At 66.6% G+C, this 21,664-nt stretch carries 16 protein-coding genes and 1 pseudogene; 4 read left to right on the forward strand and 13 right to left on the reverse strand.

Features of this window, described 5'->3' with window-relative positions; translation table 11 throughout:
• A complete protein-coding gene (locus LL962_RS06970; RefSeq protein WP_104588074.1) occupies positions 1-894 on the reverse strand; it encodes an ABC transporter ATP-binding protein in 894 nt (297 codons plus the stop codon).
• A gap of 132 nt (positions 895-1,026) precedes the next feature.
• Positions 1,027-1,416 (reverse strand): SMU1112c/YaeR family gloxylase I-like metalloprotein, encoded by a 390-nt coding sequence (gene gloA2, locus LL962_RS06975; RefSeq protein ID WP_104588128.1) that lies wholly within the window; start codon positions 1,414-1,416, stop codon positions 1,027-1,029.
• A 355-nt stretch (positions 1,417-1,771) separates the two neighbouring features.
• On the opposite strand from gloA2, the gene mmuP reads away from it, so the two are divergent.
• Positions 1,772-3,169: an S-methylmethionine permease gene (gene mmuP, locus LL962_RS06980; RefSeq protein WP_228316409.1), complete on the forward strand. Its 1,398-nt coding sequence runs from the start codon at positions 1,772-1,774 to the stop codon at positions 3,167-3,169.
• Positions 3,166-4,128, forward strand: coding sequence for a homocysteine S-methyltransferase (mmuM, locus tag LL962_RS06985; RefSeq protein WP_228316410.1), 963 nt, complete (start codon positions 3,166-3,168; stop codon positions 4,126-4,128). Before mmuP ends, mmuM begins: the two co-directional genes overlap by 4 nt.
• Before the next feature lie 119 nt (positions 4,129-4,247).
• Here mmuM and LL962_RS06990 read toward each other — a convergent pair whose 3' ends face one another.
• From LL962_RS06990 to LL962_RS07005, 4 genes are all read right to left on the reverse strand, one after another.
• A complete protein-coding gene (locus tag LL962_RS06990) occupies positions 4,248-5,063 on the reverse strand; it encodes an APH(3') family aminoglycoside O-phosphotransferase (protein ID WP_425478175.1) in 816 nt (271 codons plus the stop codon).
• A gap of 145 nt (positions 5,064-5,208) precedes the next feature.
• Positions 5,209-7,155 (reverse strand): DUF885 domain-containing protein, encoded by a 1,947-nt coding sequence (locus LL962_RS06995; RefSeq protein WP_228316411.1) that lies wholly within the window; start codon positions 7,153-7,155, stop codon positions 5,209-5,211.
• A gap of 198 nt (positions 7,156-7,353) precedes the next feature.
• Complete coding sequence (locus LL962_RS07000; RefSeq protein WP_104588069.1) at positions 7,354-8,130, reverse strand: queuosine precursor transporter; 777 nt, start codon at positions 8,128-8,130, stop codon at positions 7,354-7,356.
• Positions 8,131-8,134: 4 nt separating this feature from the next.
• Positions 8,135-8,809 carry a DUF502 domain-containing protein gene (locus LL962_RS07005; RefSeq protein ID WP_104588068.1) on the reverse strand — a complete coding sequence of 225 codons (675 nt, stop codon included), beginning with the start codon at positions 8,807-8,809 and terminating at the stop codon, positions 8,135-8,137.
• Between the two features lie 371 nt (positions 8,810-9,180).
• Here LL962_RS07005 and LL962_RS07010 point away from each other — a divergent pair.
• Positions 9,181-10,536, forward strand: a pseudogene (locus tag LL962_RS07010) (hypothetical protein); the annotation flags it as partial.
• 281 nt (positions 10,537-10,817) lie between these two features.
• Here LL962_RS07010 and LL962_RS07015 read toward each other — a convergent pair.
• The 3 genes from LL962_RS07015 to LL962_RS07025 all read right to left on the reverse strand — a co-directional run bounded on the left by LL962_RS07015 (position 10,818) and on the right by LL962_RS07025 (position 14,645).
• A complete protein-coding gene (locus LL962_RS07015; RefSeq protein WP_228316413.1) occupies positions 10,818-12,371 on the reverse strand; it encodes an alginate export family protein in 1,554 nt (517 codons plus the stop codon).
• A gap of 235 nt (positions 12,372-12,606) precedes the next feature.
• Positions 12,607-13,950 carry a polyhydroxyalkanoate depolymerase gene (locus LL962_RS07020; RefSeq protein ID WP_228316414.1) on the reverse strand — a complete coding sequence of 448 codons (1,344 nt, stop codon included), beginning with the start codon at positions 13,948-13,950 and terminating at the stop codon, positions 12,607-12,609.
• Positions 13,951-14,042: 92 nt separating this feature from the next.
• Positions 14,043-14,645 (reverse strand): methyltransferase, encoded by a 603-nt coding sequence (locus LL962_RS07025; protein WP_104588066.1) that lies wholly within the window; start codon positions 14,643-14,645, stop codon positions 14,043-14,045.
• 72 nt (positions 14,646-14,717) lie between these two features.
• Here LL962_RS07025 and LL962_RS07030 point away from each other — a divergent pair, with 72 nt between their 5' ends.
• The gene (locus LL962_RS07030) at positions 14,718-15,164 is read left to right on the forward strand and encodes a CopD family protein (RefSeq protein ID WP_104588065.1); all 447 of its coding nucleotides are present in this window, start codon (positions 14,718-14,720) and stop codon (positions 15,162-15,164) included.
• Positions 15,165-15,379: 215 nt separating this feature from the next.
• On the opposite strand, the gene LL962_RS07035 is transcribed toward LL962_RS07030, so the two are convergent.
• The 4 genes from LL962_RS07035 to dnaE all read right to left on the reverse strand — a co-directional run bounded on the left by LL962_RS07035 (position 15,380) and on the right by dnaE (position 21,547).
• Positions 15,380-15,829, reverse strand: coding sequence for a hypothetical protein (locus LL962_RS07035; protein ID WP_104588126.1), 450 nt, complete (start codon positions 15,827-15,829; stop codon positions 15,380-15,382).
• A gap of 88 nt (positions 15,830-15,917) precedes the next feature.
• On the reverse strand, positions 15,918-16,673 hold the full coding sequence (locus tag LL962_RS07040) for a tetratricopeptide repeat protein (protein ID WP_104588064.1): 756 nt from the start codon (positions 16,671-16,673) through the stop codon (positions 15,918-15,920).
• A gap of 58 nt (positions 16,674-16,731) precedes the next feature.
• Positions 16,732-17,691 carry an acetyl-CoA carboxylase carboxyltransferase subunit alpha gene (locus tag LL962_RS07045; RefSeq protein WP_228316415.1) on the reverse strand — a complete coding sequence of 320 codons (960 nt, stop codon included), beginning with the start codon at positions 17,689-17,691 and terminating at the stop codon, positions 16,732-16,734.
• Positions 17,692-17,953: 262 nt separating this feature from the next.
• The gene (gene dnaE / locus LL962_RS07050) at positions 17,954-21,547 is read right to left on the reverse strand and encodes a DNA polymerase III subunit alpha (RefSeq protein WP_104588061.1); all 3,594 of its coding nucleotides are present in this window, start codon (positions 21,545-21,547) and stop codon (positions 17,954-17,956) included.
• Between the last annotated feature and the right edge of the window lie 117 nt (positions 21,548-21,664).

Here is a 21,664-nt window from a genome sequence, read left to right on the forward strand (position 1 = left end):
TCAGGCAGCCAGCGCTTGCTTGCGCAGGCGCTGGAAATAGACATCCTCAAGATCGGGAGCGACCTGTTCGAAGCCCGGTTCCGGGCAATCGGCGCTGAACACATGGATGACCGGATGGCCGGCGATCAAGCGCGTCGACAGCACGGTGAAGCGTGCCTCGTAGTCGGGCAGGCTGGGCTTGCTGACCTGCTTGCGCCAGACCTGCTGATCGAGCATGGCGATCGCATCGGCGGGCCGGCCGCTCAGCAGCACCTGGCCCTTGTTCATGATGGCCATCGATGGGCACAGGTCGGTGACGTCCTCGACGATGTGGGTGGACAGGATCACCACCACGTTCTCGCCGATTTCGGCCAGCAGGTTCAAGAATCGATTGCGTTCTTCCGGGTCCAGCCCGGCCGTGGGTTCGTCGACGATGACCAGTTGCGGGTCGCCCAGCAGTGCCTGCGCGATGCCGAAGCGCTGGCGCATGCCGCCGGAATACGTGCCGAGCTTGCGCTTGCGCGCGTCCCACAGATTGACCTGTTGCAGCAACCGTTCGACCACCTCCTTGCGCTGGCCGCGGCTGGTCAGCCCCTTGAGCACGGCGAAGTGGTCGAGCATGTCCAGCGCGCTGACCTTCGGGTAGACCCCGAAATCCTGCGGCAGATACCCCAGCCGGCGGCGCAGGCCATCCTTGTCCTTCAACACGTCCAGACTGCTGCCATCGGCGCTACGCAACGTGACGCTACCCGCGTCGGCTTCCTGCAGCGTCGCCAGTGTGCGCATCAACGAAGATTTGCCGGCACCGTTTGGCCCCAGCAACCCGAACATGCCGCGCGGAATGTCGAGCGTGACACCTTGCAGCGCATGCACGCCATTGGCGTAGGTCTTGGACAACGCACGAATCTGCAGCATCGACGGTTCCTGTGTCCCTGGGGTATCGGAATCTTCTGCGTGCATGCCAGGTCGCTGCATCCGCCGGAAGTCATGCCGCCAAGACGTGCAGGCGTAGCCGATGTGACTGCCTTTGATCGCCGAAAGCGGGATTCAAGAGGTCTCGTACAGCTCCAGCGGCAGATCGTCCGGATCGGCGAAGAAGGTGAAACGTCGCCCGGTGTACTCATCGATGCGAATGTCCTCGGTCACTACGCCATGCGCGTTGAGATGCGCCACGACACGGTCGAGGTCCGCCACGCGAAAGGCCAGGTGGCGCAGTCCCTGCGCTTCCGGGCGACTGGGACGGGTGGGGGCATTGGGGAATGAGAACAGTTCGATCTGGCCGCCATCGGGCAACGCCAGATCCAGCTTCCAGGAATCGCGTGCCTGGCGGTAATGCTCATCGAGCACGCGCAAGCCCAGAATCTGGCAGTAGAACTGTTTGGAGCGCGCATAGTCGCCGGCGATGATCGCCACGTGGTGAATTCCGGCGAGCATCATGCCGCGCTCCACGTCAGGGCTGTCGGCAAGCGGGTCGATGTCCACGTGTTCGAGCACGTGTTGCGCGCAGGGCGCGTGCGCGCCTTGCATGGCGCGGCAGGATCGACGGCGCCCGCGCACATTGCACGGTGTGGAGCGGGCAAGCGCCCAGGCAAGCACCAGGTGGCGAGACTGCGCGGGGATGTGTGCAGAGCGGTACGGCGATGGCGTGGCATGGGAAGGGCCAGTAGAAACCGATCGGCAGCATAACCGCCGGCCAGTGAGCGGCAGGCCCTGCGTCACAGCTCCACCGCGCATGGCTGTGCTCGCCCGCGCGCGCATGGCACGATGCGGGGAACGCCGACCAGATTCATTCATGCCCGAGCCGTCCTCCACCACCGCCATGCAGTTCCAGCGCAGCATGCAGGTGCGCCATCTGGTGATGCTGTCGCTGGGTGGGGTGATCGGCACCGGGCTGTTCTTCAATTCCGGTTACATCATCGCCAGCACCGGCGCGCTGGGCACGGTGATCGCGTACAGCATCGGTGCACTGGTGGTGTACCTGGTGATGCAATGCCTGGGCGAACTGGCCGTGGCGATGCCGCAGACCGGCGCCTTCCATGTGTATGCCGCGCGCTATCTGGGGCCGGCCACCGGTTACGTGGTGGCGTGGCTGTACTGGCTGAGCTGGACCGTGGCGCTGGGCTCCAGCCTCACGGCCGCGGCGTTCTGCATGCAGTACTGGTTTCCGCACAGCCCGGCATGGTCATGGTGCCTGCTGTTCTGCGCGCTGATCTTCGGCTTGAACACGGTGTCGGCGCGCTGGTTCGCCGAAGGCGAATTCTGGTTTGCGCTGATCAAGGTGATCACCCTGCTGGTCTTCATCGTGCTGGGCGGTGCAGCGGTGGTGGGCGTGCTGCCGCTGGCCGATGGCACGCCACCGCCAGGCCTGCGCCATCTGCGTAGTGATGGCTGGTTCGCGCAGGGCACCCTGCCGATCCTGATGACGATGGTGGCGGTCAACTTCGCGTTCTCCGGGACCGAGTTGATCGGCGTGGCTGCCGGCGAAACCGCGCAGCCTGCGCGTGCGATTCCGTTGGCGATCCGGACGACCCTGGTGCGGCTGGTGGTGCTGTTCGTCGGCACGGTGCTGGTGCTGGCGGCGTTGCTGCCGGCCGGGCAGGCGGCGGTGGACACCAGTCCCTTCGTACGCGGCTTCGAGCTGTTGGGTATTCCGTATGCGGCCGACGTGTTGAACGCGGTGATCCTGACCGCGATCCTGTCGGCCGCCAATTCCGGGCTGTATGCCGCTTCGCGCATGCTGTGGTCGCTGGCCAACGAAGGTACCTTGCCGGCGGGCCTGGCGCGGCTGACCCGCCGCGGCATTCCACTACATGCGGTGGCGTTCAGCATGCTGGGTGGTCTGCTTGCGCTGCTGACCGCCGTCTATGCGGCCGACACCGTGTTCGTTGCGATCTCGGCGGTCTCGGGGTTTGCGGTGGTGGTGGTATGGCTGAGCATTTGCGCTGCGCATTACCGTTTTCGCCGCCAGCTGCTTGACGACGGTATCGCCGTGGAAACGCTGGCCTATCGGGCGCCGTGGTATCCGTGGACGCCGATTCTGGGATTGACGCTGTGCCTGCTGGCCTGCATCGGGCTGGCGTTCGATCCGCAGCAGCGCATTGCACTGTACTGCGGGATTCCCTTCGTGGCGCTGTGTTACGGCGCCTACGCACTGACCCAGTGGCTGGCAGCCCGGAGACTGCACGCATGACGATTGCTTCCCGCCGGCCGCGTGCCAACGCGCCCTTCAGCCAGGCCTTGCAGCACGACGGGGTTGTCTTGCTGGATGGCGCCCTGGCCACCGAACTGGAGCAACGCGGCTGCGATCTCAACGATGCGCTGTGGTCGGCACGGGTGCTGATGGAGCAGCCGGAGCTGATCTACCAGGTGCACCGCGACTACTTCGCCGCCGGTGCGCAATGCGCGATCACCGCCAGCTATCAGGCGACCCCGCTGGGGTTCGCCGCGCGCGGACTGGATCTGGCGCAGTCGCAGGCACTGGTCGCGCGCAGCGTGCAGCTGGCCGTGCAGGCACGCGCCGATCACCTGCAGCTGCAGCCGGATGCTGCGCCGTTGTGGGTGGCAGGCTCGGTGGGTCCGTATGGCGCGTATCTGGCCGACGGCTCGGAGTATCGCGGTGACTACGTGGTGCCGCTGGAGCAGATGATGGACTTCCACCGTCCGCGCATCGCCGCGTTGGCGGCGGCCGGGGTGGATGTACTGGCCTGCGAGACCTTGCCATCGGCCGGTGAGATCACCGCCTTGCGCTTGCTGCTGGAAGAATTTCCGCAACTGCATGCGTGGTTCTCGTTCACCCTGCGCGATGCGGTGCATCTGAGCGATGGCACTCCGCTGGCACAGGTGGTGCCAGCGCTGGATGCCTGTGCCCAGGTGATCGCAGTTGGCATCAACTGCATTGCGCTGGATCAAGTGACCGCTGCATTGCACAGCCTGTCGGCGCTGACCGCATTACCGCTGGTGGTGTACCCCAACTCCGGCGAGCACTACGACGCGGCCGACAAGCGCTGGCACGCCGGCCATGGGGCTGTGCTCACCCTGGCCGACCAGCACGCGCAATGGCGGGCGGCCGGCGCGCGCCTGATCGGTGGTTGCTGCCGCACCAGCCCGCGCGATATCGCCGCGCTGGCGGCGGCGTGTGCGCAAGGCTGATCCAGTGTGCGGCGCATGCAGTCCCGCAGGTGCGCGCATCCGGATGCAGCGTGGATGCGGGGCGGGGGCATTGCGTCGAACCGATGGCGCGCGGGTCGACCGGCCGGCGTGTGGATGCCTCAGAAGCACTCGTCCAGACACAGGTGGAACGTGAGCCTGTCGCTGTCCATTGCGGTTCCGTACGCCGGCAGCAGCGCCTGCTGGAGGTCTTCGCCGAACTCCGACAGGCCGTTCCAGAGGATCGCCAGGTCCTGGTACGGATCGGCGATTCCGGCACGGCCCACGTCGATGATGCCGGTCACCTGGCCCTGCGCATCGAGCAGGATGTTGTCCAGCGAGTAGTCGCCATGAGTGACCACACGCTCCATCCGCAGCGGCAGCAGCGCGTGCATCGCGTCCCAGACGTCCTCGGGCGTCCAGCCGGCGCGGGCGTCGTCGAAATCGTCCGCGTCGATCAGTCCGGCATCGAGGCGTTGGCGGGCCTGGGCAAGCCGCAGCGTGTGATCGGCGTTGAACGGGCAGTGTTGCACCGGCAGCGCATGCCAGCGGCGCAGCGCCGTCGCCAGCGATTGCACGATGGCGAGGCCGCGTCCAGGCGCCTCCTGCAGCCATTCGTTCGCTGTCCGGCCCGGCATCGCGCGTGTCAGCAGCCAGCTGTGGCCTGCCGCGCACTCGAAGTGCTCGACGCTTGGCACCGGCGGCAGCTCGCCCGCCAAACTGGACAACCACTCCAGGCGGGCCATCTCCTCGGTCAGCGCATGCGCGGTCGCGCCACTTGCCTGCTTGAGGAACACCTCCGGCCCGGTGGGGAGTCGCACGCGAAATACCTCCGCTCCCGCCTCTCCAACCAGATTGCGCTGCCATTGGCCATCCTGCAGGCGTGCAGCAAGGCTGGGCGAAAGAAACGGCGCTTGCGCTGCGATCTCGCGCGGCAATGCGTGGTCGCTGTGGTCGTCGTGCGGCTGCATCGTTACTGCCCCCAATGGAGCGGGTAGTGTAGCGGCCGGCGCAGCGGGCAACGGCTGCACCGGCCTGCCGTGCGCGCTCCCTGGTCGGACGCGCGCCTTGGGCCGAGCCGGCTCAGCCCTTCTGCGCTGCGATCCAGCGCTGGATCTTGTCCTGCAGGATTTCCAGCGGCACCGAGCCGTCCTTGAGCACTTCGGTGTGGAAGGCGCGCACGTCGAAGCGCGGCCCCAGCTCGCGCTGGGCCTGTTCGCGCAACTGCGCGATCTTCATCTCGCCCACCTTGTAGGCCAGCGCCTGGCCGGGGATGGCCATGTAGCGGTCGACTTCGGCCTCGGCATCGGTGCGGCTCATCGCCGAGTTGTCCAGCATGTAGTCGATGGCCTGGTTGCGGGTCCAACCCTTGCTGTGCAAGCCGGTATCGGCCACCAGCCGGATCGAGCGCCACAGCGCGTTCTGCAGGTAGCCGTAGTAGTTGTACGGGTCCTGATACAGCCCCAGCTCGCGGCCCAGCGATTCGGCGTACAGGCCCCAGCCTTCGATGTAGGCCGTCTCGCCGCCCAGGCGGCGGAACTTGGGCAGGTCGGTCAGTTGCTGCTGCAGCCCGAGCTGGTAGTGATGGCCGGGGATGGCTTCGTGCAGGTACAGGCTCTCCGCTTCCCAGGTCCGGCGCGAGGGCAGGTCGGAGGTATTGACGTAGAAGATGCCCGGTGTGCTGCCCGCGCTGCCATTCGCGCTGGGGCGCATGTACGAACCGCTGGCCGCCGACTGCGCGCGTTGCGGTTCCACCGCACGCACTTCCAGCTCGGGAATGCCCTGCAGCGCGAACAGGCGCGGCACCGCGGCCTGCACGCGTCCCTGCAGGCCGCGGTAATAGCCCAGCAGCTCGGTGTCGCTGCGGAAGCTGAAACGCTTGTCGGTCTGCATGAACTTGTAGAACTTGGGCAGGTTGCCGCGGAACTTCACCTGCCTGGTCAGCGTCTGGATCTCGCCCTGCAGGCGCGCCACCTCGTCCAGCCCGATCTGGTGGATCTGCTCGGGGGACAGCTCGGAGGTGGTGCTCTGGCGCACGTCATAGGCGTACCAGGCCGCGCCGTTGGGCAGCGCGGCCAGGCCGTCGGTATCGCGGCAGGCCGGCAGGTACTCGGTGGCGATGAAGCCGCGCAGCGCGCGATAGGCGGGCAGGATGCGCACTTCGATCAGCCGCTTGTACTCGGCGGTGAGGCGCTGCTTGTCGGCCTCGGGCATATCCGCCGGCAGGTTGCGGATCGGTCCCCAGAACAGGCTGTCCTCGGCGGTGCGCGCAATGATCGCATCCAGTTGCGGCAGCACCTTCTGCATCAGCACCTTGGGCTGCACCACGCCGGCCTGCATGCCGGCGCGCATATTGGCGATGGCCTGGTCGAACAGGTCGGGAATGCCGAGCGCACGCCGCGACCAGTTGTCGTAGTCCTTGACCGTCTTGAACGGTTGCGCGCCGGTGCCCGAGCCGAGCACCACCGCGATGCTGGCGATGTTGTAGAACTGGTTGATCGGCAGCATCCAGCTGGGGAACTGCTCGGCCGCCAGCGCGCTGCGCGCATCGCGCACGAAGATCTGGTAGCTGAGCAGGTCCTGGCCGCTCAGTCCGTCGGGGCCCAGCGCTTCGGCCTTGCCCAGCCACAGGACGGTGAAGTCGTGCGACTGCTGGCGGAACGCCGGCGACAGGAAATTGGGCAACTGGTCGTTGTAACGGCTCTCGCCCTGGAAGGTGGCCTGCAACGGGTTGAGCTTGAGCGAGGCGTCCCAGTACTGGTCGTAGAGCAGGTTGAGTTGCTGCGCCTTGCTCAGCACCACCGGTGCGGCCACGGCGCGCGGCCTGGCCTTGGCGGCTCTGCTGCCCTTGGCCGGCTTGGCGCTCCTGGCCGGCTTGGCAGTCTTCTTGGCCTTGCTCGCCTTCGCGCGCGTCTGCGTGGTCTGTGCCTTGGCGGTCTTCTTCTTGGCGGCATCGGCGGGCGGCGCCACCGACAGGCTCAGCACGGTGGCGAGGACCAGCGACAACAGGCGGGAAAAGCTCGGGGGCATTACCGGCTCCGGAAACAAGCGAGCGGGGAGCTTGCCCGATCCGCACCGCGACGGCCACCCATGGCGGGCATACCGCCCATACGCAATTCATGCATGGCACGGTCCTGGACCCGCCCGGCCATGCCCGGTGCGCTGCGCTGACCGAACCGGGCCTTGCGGCGCCTGGCTCTGCGGGTGACAGGGGCGCCGCGGCCAGGCTCAATCGGCGGCGGCTTCCTCGCGCAACTGCTCGGCACGCGCGGCGCCCAGATACAGGCCGATGCCGCGCCGCGCCAGATACAGCAGCGGGATCAGCGCCACCGCGAAGCCCATCTTGTAGACATAGTTGAGCGTGCTCACCGCCAGGAACTGGTCCATCGACCAATGCTGCGGGCCGAGCACGAAGGCGATGTAGATCACCACGAAGCTGTCCACCAGCTGGGAAACCGCGGTGGAACCGGTGGCGCGCAGCCACACGTGCTTTTCGCCGGTGACGCGGCGGATGCGGTGGAACACCGACACATCGATCAGCTGGCCGACCAGGAATGCCACCAGCGAGCCACCGATGGTCCACAAACCCTGCCCGAACACCGCCGCGAACGCCGCCTGGTAGTCCGGCACGCCCTGGCTCTGCGCTGCGGTGATCCACCAGCCAGCCGGTGCCAGTGCGATCGCAGCGAAGGCGAACACGAAGCCATAACCGATCAGCGCCACCGCCACCCACGAGATGAAACGCACCCCGCGGCTGCCGAAGAACTCGTTGATGGTGTCGGTCATGATGAACACCACCGGCCACAACAAGGTGCCGGCGGTGAAGCTCAGCGAGCCGGTCTGGCCGAACAGGTTCCAGTTCAGCGGCGCGATGCCCAGGGTGTCTTCCAGCGCGAAGATCTTGACCCCGATGAACTCGGCCAGCGCGGCGTTGACGCAGAAGAACGCAGCCAGCGCGATGAACAGGCGCACCGCGCGATCGTCCAGGGTCCGCGTGTGCGCCATGGTCTCAGCGATCCGCTGTGCGGGTGAAGGGCACCGATTCGGGTGCCACTGCGCCACCGGAGATGATGAAGCTCATCGCCTGGTCCACGCTCCAGTCGGTGGGCGTGAGCAGCTCCACCGGCACGATTTCCAGATAGCCGGAGGTGGGGTTGGGCGTGGTGGGCACATACACTGCCGCCAGCTCGCGGCCGGTGCCCTGTTCCTTGATCACGCGGGTGACCAGGCCCACCGATTTCATGTCGCGATGCGGGAAGTCGATCAGCACCACGCGCTGGGTGCTGCCGGGCTGCGTCTGCAGGATGTCCAGCAGCTTGCGCGCGCTGTCGTAGACCACGCTGGCCAGCGGAATGCGCCGCATGACCGCCTCGAACCAGCGCAGCAAGCGCTGGCCGATCACGCGCCGGCTCAGGATGCCGACGAACAGGATCACCGCCACCGTTGCGATCAGGGCGATGGTGTTCTGCACCCAGAGCGCCTTGATCCAGCCCAGGTAGTCCGGAAACGACGCGGCGATGCGCTCGGACAGGGGCACCACCCAGGGGCTGCTGATGCCCGAGAGCAGCGCGAAGACGAACTTCACCACCACCCAGGTCAGCCAGACCGGTAGCAAGGTGAGCAACCCGGTCAGGAAGACGCGTTGCAGGGAAGGGCGTGCGTGCGGAGTGGGGGATTCGGACATCGGCATAGTGTAGGCATTCGGCCGCGTCCGGTGGAGGTGGGGCGGGGATTGGAGATTGGGCATTCGGGATTGGTCAAAGCGCTTCGCTGTGCGTCGACCGCCACAACCCGGTCATTGGTTCAAACGCTTCCCTTCTCCCCCTGAAAGAAGATGGCGCGTAGCGCCGGATGAGGGCACCGCCGCCGCTGGTGTGCGGGACGATCGTTCTTGCAACGAATCTGCCGGGGAACAAGGTGGGAAGCAGTCGTCAGCGTCTGACGTCCTTGGACGGAAGAGACGCGGGTTCGCCGCCCCATCGGCCGCCCCTGCTTTGCCCGCTGAAACAGCGCGACATCGATAAGATGTGCGGCTTCCCAGGGAAGAACGTGAACATGCTCGCCAAGTTCCTCAAGACCGCCTTGCTCGGTGTCTGCATTCTGCTCGCGGTATTGGTGGCGCTGTATGCCGTTTCCCAACGCTGGCCGATCCCCGACGCAGAGCGGCAGGCGCTGGCGCAACTGCGTCAGCCGCTGCAGCCGTTGCGTGGGCCCAACATGTTCGCGGCGCTGTGGTCGTTGTCCTATGCGGTTCCGGAAGCGCAGCGCGAGACCGTGCTGGCCCAGGACATGGAACGTCTGAATCGACTGCCGAGGCAGGCGCCGTTTCGCAGCGCCGCCGCGGACTATCCGCGCCTGCCTGGCTGGCCAGCCACCGCGCCAGCCCTGTGCCGTGCCGGCGCCGGCGGATGTCTGCAGCGCGTGCGCGAACAACCGCAGGCCTATGCCGATGCGCTGGCCGCACAGGCGCCGATGTTGGCCAGGATGCGGACGTTGGCGCACTACACCGACTACCGCAACCCGCTCCCGCCGCACGCCGAGACGCTGTTGCCGGAGCTGCCGCGGATAACGCTGGCGATGACGGCCAGCGCATTGGCCTTCGCACAGGGGCATACCACCCAGGCCTTGAGCGATGTCTGCACCGATGCGCGGGTTGCCCGCGTCCTGCTGCGTAGCGGCGACAACCTGGCGATCACGTTGATTGGCGCTGCGATGCTGCGTGGCGATGCGCAGCTGTTCGCCGACATGCTGGCCGAGCTGCCTGCGCAGCTGCCGTTGCCAGCGCACTGTGCCGCGGCGTTCGCACCCGCAGGGATGGAGGAGCGTTCGCTCTGCAATGCGTTGCACGGCGAATCGCGGAGGGTGTTTTCGATGCTGCAGGACGCGTCCGTCCAGCAGGGCGATGGCGACTGGCTGGATCGCATCTCGCCACAGCTGCTGGATCGCGAGCGCACCCAGGCGCTGCTGGCGCCGACCTTTGCCTGGGCCTGCAGCGCGCCGGTGCAGGCATTGCTGGCGCAGGATCAGGCGCTGCCGCCCGGCATGGTGGCAACGCCCGACACGGCCACGGTGGCCTGCGTGGCCAATGCCATCGGCTGCCTGCTGGCCAACGTGGCGCGTCCGGACCATGCCAATCACCAGCACACGCTGCAGTACACCGCTGCGGCGGTACGGACGGTGACGGCCCTGCTGTGGCTGCGCGATCGTCCGGCCGATGCAAGGCCGCTTGCGCAGCGACTCGCCGACCTGCCGCCAGCGCTACGCGGAACCACGCGCCCGCTGCAGGCCCAGGACGACGGCAAGCATCTGACCATCGTTCAGTACGCCCGACGCAACGACGGCGCCGGAGAGTATCGCTGGCCAGTACCTGCCAGCCGGCGTGCCGCCGAGCGCGCGACCACTTCGACCCAGTCGCGTCGCGATGGGCGCAGTCTTCCGATGACGAGGGAGCGGGCAGCCACGGCCCAGTCCGCCAAACGTGGTCCTGGAGATTGAGGGCCGAATCGGTGCGGTCGCCACTGCAGCAGACGGTGTGCGGCCCGCGCTCCTGGCATCGACTGTCGTACAGACGGTGAAAAGCAACATGCCGCGCCCCGGACAGGGCGCGGCATGCGCATGCATCGCTGCTGCAGGTGAACGGCTGCACCGGCAAAACGCGTCGGTGCGCACGCGCACCGATCCGCCGCAGGCACTCAGAAGCGGAAGTTCAACCAGCCCATCACGAAGGTCGAATCGCCGTAACCGGCCTTGGTCAGCGCCGGGCCGGCCATCAGGTGTTCGGCGCGGAAGGTCACCGACCAGTTCGGGTCGATGTTCCAGGTGGCGTTGATGCGCGGCATGGTGCCGATGCGCCGTTCGCCGGTGTTCTGGGTCCGTGCATAGGCACGCGCCTGGTTGTTGTAGATCGCGTCGCTGGTGGTCTGGCGCCACAGGGTTTCCCATTCCAGATTGACGGTGATCTTGGAGGTGGGCGAGAAGGTGAACGTCGGCGCGGCGGTGACCAGATTGACCGGGCCGAAGAACGTGGCCCAGCTGAAGTAGATCGTGTTGCCGTACAGGAAATTGTTGTTGCGGAGCGTGCCGGTGCCGGACGTGCCGCCGCCGCCGGACGCGATTTCGCTATGGAAGCCCAGACGCGGCTTCCAGCCCGCATCGCTCAGGGTCCAGGCGTTGGAGGTGCTGGCCATATAGGCGCGCAGGTCACGCCCGCCGAAGCTGCCACGCTGCACGGCCACGAACGAATCGGTGCGCAGCTTGCCCACGTTGCCCCACAGGCGCAGGCCGTAGTAGTTGCGGTGTTCCTCGGCGGTCTGTCGGCCCCAGACCTGGTTGTCGTTGCGGAACTGGTAGAAGAACGGCTCCAGGTACATCGGCTTGGCGGTGGGCAACCGATAGCCGCCCACCACGCCGCGGAAATGCCGCGAACGGTCGATGCGGTCGTCGCCCAGGCCTTCGGTCCCGTCCAGGTTGAAGTTGAAGTCGAACACGTCCACGCGGGTCTTCTCGCCGATCGCCCAGGCGCGCGCACCGTTGAAGGTGACGAAGATGTCGGTGTTGTCGCGCAGTGCCATCAAGGTGGTGGGGCCGTCGACAAACACCTGGCGGCCAACCCGCAGGCCGGTGTCGGCGCCGCCGATGTTGCCCTTCACGTCGAAGAAGACCTGCTGCAGGATGGCGTTGTTTTCCTGCGTACCGGTCTTGGTGCCTTCGTTGCGCCCGTCCAGGCTGCCGTGCGCCAGTTCGGTGTAGAGGCGGAAGTGCTCGCCCACGTGCCAGTCCGCGCCGAAGAACGCGCGGAACAGGTATTGCTGCTGCGAGTGGCTGCCGGGAATCAGGCCAGGATTGGTGATCGTATTGCTGCGCACGCGCAGCTCGTTGCTGAGCGAAACGTAGACATCGCCGTCCTCGCTGAGCGGAATGTATTTGAGCGGATCGAACGGACTCTTGCGCTTGGAGCGATCCTTCAGATACGACCAGTCCTCGGCCCAGCGCACCTGCCACATGTTGCCGCCCTGCTTGGAACCCCAGCCCTGGGCTTCGAGCGGGTAGCCCTTGGCCGTCGCCGGTGCCGTCGTGTCCGGGCGCTTGGCCGGCTCGGCGACCGCCTGTTCGGCGTTGGCAGGCGCAGGAGCGACCTGGGCCATGCCGAGTCCCGGCAGCGCCAGTCCGATCGCCAGGCACAGACGCCGGGTGGCGCCAAAGGAAGTGTCAGCCATGGCCGGCCGCGCCAAGCGTGTCAGTTGCATCGTATCGCCCTATCGAAAAGTGAAACCCACCTGGCCAGAGGTATCGGCACAGGGGACATCGACTGTAGATGAGCGCTGCCGGAATGGCTGTAACCCAAAGGTTTTAAGCTCATTCCCTGACACTGGGTCACGGGCGCTACTGACACGACGGGCAGGGAACATCGCCGGAGCGCTCTGCCACGCCCATAAACAACCATCCCCGGCCATTCCTGCCGGGGATGGTTGTCTGCCTGGATCAGGCGCGCTTGCCGCGCTTGCGGATCGGCGTGACGATGGCCGGGTCGCGGCTGCCGACCGGATCGGCATCGTAGCGGGCGATGAATTCGCGCACCTGCGGGTACACCACTTCGCGCCAGCGGCGGCCGCTGAAGATGCCGTAGTGGCCGGCGCCTTCCACCACCAGGTGGCGGCGGTGCGCGGCATCGATGCCGGTGCACAGGTCGTGGACGGCCTCGGTCTGGCCCAGGCCGGCGATGTCGTCCAGCTCGCCTTCGATGCTGAGCAGGGCGGTGTTGCGGATCGCCGAGGGTTTGACCAACTGGCCATCCACGGTCCACTTGCCCTGCGGCAACAGGAACTCCTGGAACACCACGCGAATCGTGTCCAGGTAGTACTCGGCCGGCATGTCGAGCACGGCGTTGTATTCGTCGTAGAACTGCCGGTGTGCCTGTGCGTCCTGCAGGTCGCCCTTGACCAGATCGGTATAGAAATCCCAATGCGACATCACGTGCCGGTTGGGATTCATCGACAGGAAGCCGGCGTGCTGCAGAAAGCCTGGATACACCTGGCGGCCATGGCCCGGGTAGGGGAATGGCACGGTGTGGATCAGGTTGTTCTGGAACCACTCGATGCCGTTTTCGGTCGCCAGGTTGTTGACCTGGGTCGGGCTGCGCCGCGCATCGATCGGGCCGCCCATCATCACCAACGAACGCGGCGTGGGTTCGTCGTTGGACGCCATCAGCGACACCGCCGCCAGCACCGGCACGGTGGGCTGGCACACGCTCACCACATGCAGGCGTTCGGCGCCGATATGACGGATGAAGTCCTGGATGTAGCTGATGTAATCCTCGAGTCGGAACGCGCCGGCTTCCAGCGGCACCATGCGTGCGTCCACCCAGTCGGTCACGTACACCTTGTGGTTGCGCAACAGGGTGCGCACGGTATCGCGCAGCAGGGTGGCGTGATGGCCGGACAGCGGCGCCACCACCAGAACGGCGGGCTGCTGCTTCATCGTGCCGATCAGCTCGACATGGTCGCTGAAACGCTTGAAGCGCAGCAGGCGGCAGAACGGCTTGCTCAGCACTTCACGTTCGATGATGGGCAGCGAATGGCCGTCCACTTCGACATCGTCCAGCGCCCAGGCAGGCTTTTCGTATTCCTTGCCCAGACGATGGAACAGCTCGTTGCTGGCGGCCATGCGCTCGGCCCCCGGAAGCGAAGCCCACAGGCTGTCGGGATCGGAGAACATCTTGGCGTTGGCCTGGGCCTGATGCACCCAGGGGGCAAGCAGATTGCGGGTCAGCTCATGCAGTTGATAAAGCATTCCACCCATCCGTGCGGTTTTGCTGCCGCGCAGCATACCGGTTTTGGCGCATTTGCACCTTAATGGGGCTGCTGGCGGTTGAGGTTGTCAGGGCAGAGGAAACGGGGCGAAGGCCGCGCCTCCGGTGCTCAGCCGTGCTCCAGGGCCGAGGCCTCGCTTGCCAGCGCCGGCGACAGCCAGCAATGCGACCCCAGCGCGGCAAAGCCGACGCTACCGAAGCGCTTGCGATACCAGCGCGCCGGGCGGGGCTGGAAACCGTCGTGGTCGCCTTCGAACGCGTCCTCCTGCGCAAAGGTTTCCAGGAACGCGACACCTGCACACAATTCGGCCAGCCCTGGCAGTCCCTGGTTGAGTTCGCGCGTGGGCACGTAATGCAGCACGTCCGAGCAGATCAGCAGGTCCACCGGCGCACAGGGGCGTAGCCAGGCGAAGTCGCCGAAACGGGCCGGATGGATCTGGCGGCTGCGGCCGTAGCGCTGCACGGCGTAGGCGCTGCTGTCGAAGCCCAGGTAGCTGAGCTTGGGGCGCAACGCCAACAGCGGCGCTCGCCATGCGCCTTCGCCGCAGCCGACGTCGAGCACGCTGCGGATCGGCCGCTCCAGGTAGTACTCGGCTTGGGCCACGGCCAATGCGACCTTGCGTCGCAGGCGCGCCGGGTCGGCCAGGCCGGCCTTGCCGTACCAGCGGGCGAAATAGGCGGCGTCGTACTGTTTGTCGTTGTGCATGTGCATGCCCGATGCGCTTTCGTAGCGGCGGATAGGTGAAAATGCGGGCCATCCTACGCGAGCCAGCGGAGCCAGCGCATGACCTTGTATCTGTGGATCAAGACCTTCCACCTGTTGTTCGTCATCGCCTGGATGGCTGCGGTGTTTTATCTACCCCGCATCCTGGTCAATATCGCCGAAGCCGGCAGCGACACCGCCGTGCGCGCGCGCCTGGTGCTGATGGGCCGGCGGTTGTACAGGTTCGGCCACAGCATGCTCGGTCTGGCGCTGCTGCTGGGTGCGGTGCTGTGGCAGGGCTACCGCGTGATTCCCGATTTCCCGACGATGGTGGCCGGCGGCTGGTTGCATGCCAAGCTGTTCGCGGTGGCCTTGATCCTTGCGCACTACATCGTGGCCGGGCGCTGGTTGAAGGGCGTGGACCAACGCCGCGCGCTGCCCGGCGGCCGCGCGCTGCGGCTGTTCAACGAGGTGCCGGTGCTGCTGCTGGTGGGCGTGATCTGGCTGGTGCTGGCCAAGCCGTTCTGAGTGCAGGTCCAGGACGCATGCGGCAGCTCGTCACCGAAGCGGCGTGCGTAGCAGCGCGATCCGGTCGTCAACCGCGCGTCGTGACGGAGTGCGCCGATGAAAAGTGCGGCCGCCGCCGTGCCTGCAACGGCAATGATCGAAGCAGCACATCGACATGCGCGAGGGCCCGCCGTCGATGGTACGCCGAAGGGGCGCAGCACCGGGGCGGAGCGGCTTCATTCGCACTTGCGTGCCTGGTCCAGATACAACTCCAGATAGCGTTTCTGGTGCGCTGAAAATCCCTTCCTGCCGTACAGCGCGTAAATTCTGCCGAAGACTGCGCAGGCGCGTGCGTCATCTCCGAGCTGGAGCATCGCTTCGCCTTCGGTCATCAGCACGAGATGGTCGGTGCGTTCCGGGTCGTCGTACATCCGCGCCATCACCTCGATCCACTTGCGCACGTTGTCCGCATCGTGCAGGTCGGCGTAGTCCTTCACGAAGCTCGCCGACAGGCTTTGCGGGTAGTAGTCCCAGCTTTCCTTGGGCTCGGGAATCAGCGCCCAGGCCTGCAGGCCGAGGGCGAGCGATTCGGCCAGGGTGCCGCTGCGAAACGCCTGCGCCGACAACGCCAGCAAGTGATCGATCTCGGCTTTCAGGCCTGGCTCGATGTCGGGCTTTCTGGGCATGGTGGTCGCCTCGATCGCGGAGGGGCTATCCAAGGTGGGGCGCGCGTGGCGGTGCCTGGCGCGAGGTGATGCCTGAGCCAGCGTGCGATTACGCGCCCGTGTCCAGTTCGCGCAGGCCCTTGCGTGCCAGATCGACCCAGGCGCGTTGCTCGCGTTGGTAATGCTTGGGCGAGGCAGCGGCATGCCGCAGCACCTGTTCGTACACCGCCCTGGCCTGATCGCCACGGCCCATGCGGTGCAGCAGCTGTGCATAACGCACACGTGCTTCTTCGCCCGGGTAGCCCTGCGCCAACGTCTCATACTCGTGCAGGGCGGCATCGGTATCGCCGCAGTCTTCGACCGCACGCGCGTATAGCAGGTGACCGTCGTGCGAGCGGAAGCCGGGGTTGGCCGCAATCAGGGCATCCAGGGTCTGCCGTGCCTGCTGCGCCTGCCCGAGTCCGAACTGCGCCCGGGCCAGGCCGAGCATCAGGTGGGGATCGTCGCGATACAGCCCGCGCAAGGCGCCCTGGTAATGCTCGGCCGCCTGCGCGTAGTCGCCGCGAGCAAGCAGGCTCTCGGCGAGCTGGCGGCGATTCTCCGGGGTGTCGGCCACGTCCAGCCGGCGCGAGGCATCGCGCTGTTCGCGCTGCGGATCCAGGGTGTTGCGCACGCGCTTGAGGCTGCGGCGTGCGCCGGGGTCGTTGCGCAGATCGGGGATCACCGCCACGAACACGTAGACCAGCACCGCCAGCAGCGAAAACGCCAGCAGCAGAAAGATCCAGTACAGCGGGCGGCCGCTGCGCACCACATGGACGCAGCAGGCGGCTTGCAGCAACAGCGAGATCAGCAGGAGTGGGGTCATGCGAAGGAATCCTTTCCGAGGCCGCGCAGATGGCGCGGCCGGTCATCGTGCACGCGGATCAGTGCCCTTCGTAGGCGCCATAACTGCGCAGGCGCTCGTAGCGCTGCTGCAGCAGCGTTTCCATCGGGATCTTTTCCAGCGCGTCCAGTTCGTTGAGCAAGACCGCCTTCAGGCGCTTGCCCATCTGCGCCGGGTTGCGATGTGCGCCACCAGTGGGTTCGCGGATCACCTTGTCGACCAGCCCCAGGCCCTTGAGCCGCTTGGCGGTCAGGCCGAGCTGTTCGGCCGCATCCTTGGCCTTGGCCGCGTCCTTCCACAGGATGGACGCGCAGCCTTCCGGCGAAATCACCGAATAGGTGCCGTATTCCAGCATCAGGGTGCGGTCGCCGACGCCGATGGCCAGCGCGCCGCCGGAGCCGCCTTCGCCGATCACGGTGCAGATCACCGGAATCTTCAGCTCGGCCATTTCCAGCAGGTTGCGCGCGATCGCCTCGGACTGGCCGCGTTCTTCGGCGCCGATGCCCGGGTAGGCACCGGGGGTGTCGATGAAGGTCAGCAGCGGCAGGCGGAAACGCTCGGCCAGCTTCATCAGGCGCAGCGCCTTGCGGTAACCCTCCGGGCGCGGCATGCCGAAGTTGCGTGCCACCTTGGTCTTGGTGTCACGGCCCTTCTGGTGGCCGATGATGACCACCGGGCGCCCGTCGATGCGGCCCAGGCCACCGACGATCGCCTTGTCGTCGGCATAGGCGCGGTCGCCGGCCAGCTCCTGGAATTCGTCGCAGATGGTGCCGATGTAGTCCAGCGTGTACGGGCGCTGCGGGTGCCGCGCCAGCTGCGACACCTGCCAGGCCGACAGGTCGCGGAAGATCTGCGCGGTGCGCACGCGCAGCTTGTCGCGCAGCGCTCGCACCTCGGTGTCCACGTTGACCGCAGGTCCGGTACTGGCCTTGCGCAGTTCCTGGATCTTGGCTTCCAGATCGGCGATGGGTTGCTCGAAGTCGAGGTAGTTGGGATTCATGCAGTGGCGTCGTCAACGTAAGGCGGGGAGTGTAGCTGAAGCGCTGCCTTCGGCCCGTACGGGGGCGTTGGGATGGAGCCGGGACTTGAAAGCCGGGAGTCGGGACCCGGGACCCGGGACCCGGGACCCGGCAAGGCAAAGGCAAAGGCAAAGGCAAAGATGCAAGACAGAAGCAGAATCTGAGCGTGGAGGGTTTGGGACCGCGTAAGCTCTTGCGGGTCCCGGGTCCCGGGTCCCGGGTCCCGGCTTCTGGGTCCCGGCCTCACTGCGCCCACGGTGGGCTGTACTTGACCTTCACCGTGCGCACCGCCGGGTCGGCGCGCAGGCTGTCCATGAGGTGCTGGTCGATGCGTACCGAGTGGTTGCCGTTGAGGTCGAGCATGCCGGCCACGCCGCCGCTGGGCGCGCGTAGCAGCAGGTCCAGGCGCAGGGGGGTCTTGCCGGGACGGTGCTTGGCCAGCAAGGCGTCGATACGCGTGAAGGCCTGTTTCTCGCGCAGGTCCAGGCGCAGCGACAGCCGCTGGGCGTGGTCGGCGCAGATCTGCTCGTAGTCCCAGCACTGGCGGATGCGCAGGCTGTAGCCGCCGTTGAATTCGTCCTCGCGCAGGCCGCCCTTGACGATCAGGATGCGGTCGCGGGTGAGCAGGTGGCCGAACTCGGCCATCGCATCGGAAAACGCGCTGCATTCCACCCGCCCGCGGCCGTCTTCCAGTTGCACGAACACCTGGCTGTCGCCCTTGCGGCGCACGCCGACCACCTGGCCGGCCAGGATGGCGCTGACCTCCGGGCGCCAGGCGCGTTTTTCGCCATCGCCGCCGCCTCCACCGCCGCCACGTTGTTGCGAGGCCAGGATCTTTTCCAGCGCACCCAGGTCGCAACCGACCAGCTCGCGCACGTCGTCGCGATGCGGGTCGAACGGATGCCCGCTGAGATAGAAGCCCAGCGTCTCGCGTTCGCCGCTCAGCAGCTGGCCCAGCGGCCATTCCTTGCTCTCGGGCAGGTCCAGTCGCATCGCCGGTGCGCCCGGATCCGGACCGCCGAACAGCGAGTTCTGGCCAGAAGCGCGCTCGCGCGCCATCTGCTCGGTGGCCTTCATCACCTCGGGCAGTTGCAGCATCAGCGAGGCGCGGTTCTTGCCCAGGCCATCCATCGCACCGGCATTGATCATCGCCTCCAGCGTGCGCCGGTTGAGCTTTGCGGTGCCCACGCGCGTGCAGAAATCCAGCAGCGTGGTGTACGGGCCGCCGCGCTGGCGTTCTTCGACGATCGCCTCGCAGGCGCCCTGGCCGACGCCCTTGATCGCGCCCAGGCCATATTGAATGGTGTCCGGGCTGGCCGCCTCGAACATATAGGCCGACTCGTTGACGCGCGGCGGCCTGACGCTGAGGCCGAGGTTGCGCACCTCATCCAGGAAGCCCACCACCTTATCGGTGTTGTCCATGTCCGAAGACAGCGTGGCGGCCATGAATTCGGCCGGGTAATGCCGTTTCAACCAGGCCGTCTGGTAGCTGACCAGCGCGTACGCGGCGGCGTGCGACTTGTTGAAGCCGTAGCCGGCGAACTTCTCCATCAGGTCGAAGATTTCGTCGGCCTTGGCCGCGCCGACGCCGCCCTTGGCCGCGCCCTCGCGGAAGATCTCGCGGTGCTTGGCCATTTCGGCCGGCACCTTCTTGCCCATCGCGCGACGCAGCAGGTCGGCGCCGCCCAGCGAGTAATCGCCGACGATCTGCGCCATCTGCATCACCTGCTCCTGATACACCATGATGCCGTAGGTGTCTTTCAGGATGACTTCGGTGCGCGGGTCGGGGTAGACGATCTCCTGCTGGCCGTGCTTACGCGCGTTGAAGTCCGGGATCAGGTCCATCGGGCCCGGGCGGTACAGCGACACCAGCGCGATCAGGTCTTCGAAGCGATCCGGGCGCGCGTCCTTGAGCAGGCGGCGCATGCCCGAGGATTCGAACTGGAACACCGCGCCGGTGGCGCCGGAGGCGAACACGCCCTTGTAGGTCGGTGCGTCGTCGAGCGGGATGGCGGTGATGTCCACCGGATCGATGCCGGCGCGCGCATGGCGCACGTTGATCGCCTTGACCGCCCAATCGATGATGGTCAGCGTGCGCAGGCCGAGGAAGTCGAACTTCACCAGGCCCACTGCTTCGACGTCGTCCTTGTCGAACTGGGTGACCGGATTCTTGCCGCGGCCGTCCTCGTCGTGTTCGGCGAACAGCGGGCAGAACTCGGAAAGCGGATCGGGCGCGATCACCACGCCACCGGCGTGCTTGCCGGCGTTGCGGGTGAGGTCTTCGAGCTGGCGCGCCAGATCCATCAGGTCGCGCACGTCGTCTTCGACCTGGTAGCGCTGGATCAGATCCGGCGAGGCCATCTCCGAATCCTTGCCTTCGCCCATCGCGTCCTTGAGCGTGATGCCCAGGATGTTGGGGATCAGCTTGGCGACGCTATCCACCAGACCGTACGAGAAGCCCAGCACGCGGCCGGCATCGCGCACCACCGCCTTGGCGGCCATGGTGCCGTAGGTGATGATCTGGCTGACCCGCTCGCGGCCGTACTTGCGCGCCACGTAGTCGATGACTTCGTCGCGCCGGTCCATGCAGAAGTCGATGTCGAAGTCGGGCATCGACACGCGCTCTGGATTCAGGAAGCGCTCGAACAGCAGGTTGTACGGCAGCGGGTCCAGGTCGGTGATCTGCAGCGCCCAGGCCACCAGCGAGCCGGCACCGGAACCGCGGCCCGGGCCGATCGGGATGCCCTGGTTCTTGCCCCACTGGATGAAGTCGGCCACGATCAGGAAGTAGCCGGGAAAGCCCATCTTGATGATGGTGTCCAGCTCGAATTCGAGCCGGTCCACGTAGTCCTGGCGGGTCTTGCCCGGGGCGATCGGGTTCTTTTCAAGGCGTGCGGCCAGACCCTGCCGCGACTGGCTGCGGATCCAGGTGTCCAGGGTCTCGTCTTCCGGCACCGGGTAGGCGGGCAGGAAGTAGGTGCCCAGGCGCATCTCGATATTGCAACGCTGCGCCAGCGCGTGGGTATTGTCGATCGCGTCGGGGATGTCGGCGAACAGTGCCGCCATCTCCTCGCTGGATTTCATGTACTGCTGATCGCTGTACTCACGCGGGCGCTTGGGGTCGTCCAGCACGCGGCCGGAGGAAATGCACACGCGTGCCTCGTGCGCATTGAAGTCGCTGGCATACAGGAAGCGCACGTCGTTGCTGGCCACCACCGGCAGCCCGCGCACGCCGGCGGCATGCAGGGCGAACTGGTTGAAGCGTTCTTCGCCCTCGCGCCCGGTGCGTGTCAGCTCCAGATGCAGGCCATCGCCGAATACGCGCTGCCAGTCGGCCAGTTGCTGCTCGGCCAGGTCGGCACGACCTTCGGCGAACAGGCGCCCAGCCAGGCTGTCGCGGCCGGCCAGGGCGAACAGGTTGGCGTGGCCGGCCTGCAGCCATTCGGGATGGATCGCCACGCCCCCTTCGGGGCGATGGCCTTCCATCCAGGCGCGCGTGAGCAGCCGCGACAGGCTCAGGTAGCCCTCACGGTCGCGGCACAGCAGGGTCATGCGCCAGGGCGTCATGTCCGGCGTGGCGATCATCACGTCGGCGCCGGCAATCGGCTTGATGCCGACGCCTTCGGCGGCTTTGTAGAACTTGACCAGCGCAAACAGGTTGTTGAGGTCGGTGACCGCCAGCGCAGGCATGTCGAGTTCGACCGCGCGGCTCAGCAGATTGGCCTGTTTGGCCTTCTTCGGGTCGGCCTGATCCGGTTTCTCGGGCACACGGATGGTCGAATCCGCCAGCGAGAACTCGGTGTGGACGTGCAGATGGACGAAGCGGGAAGTGGACATGCGGAACCAGAACGATGCCCGGGCAGGGTAGCGGCGGGGGCGGGACGGAACAAGGCTTGACAGGTGGGCGGCGGGACCCGGGACCCGGGACCGGGGACCCGGAAAAGCAAAAGCTTG

The sequence above is a fragment of the Xanthomonas sp. NCPPB 1067 genome, assembly GCF_020783795.1.
Lineage (GTDB): Bacteria > Pseudomonadota > Gammaproteobacteria > Xanthomonadales > Xanthomonadaceae > Xanthomonas > Xanthomonas melonis.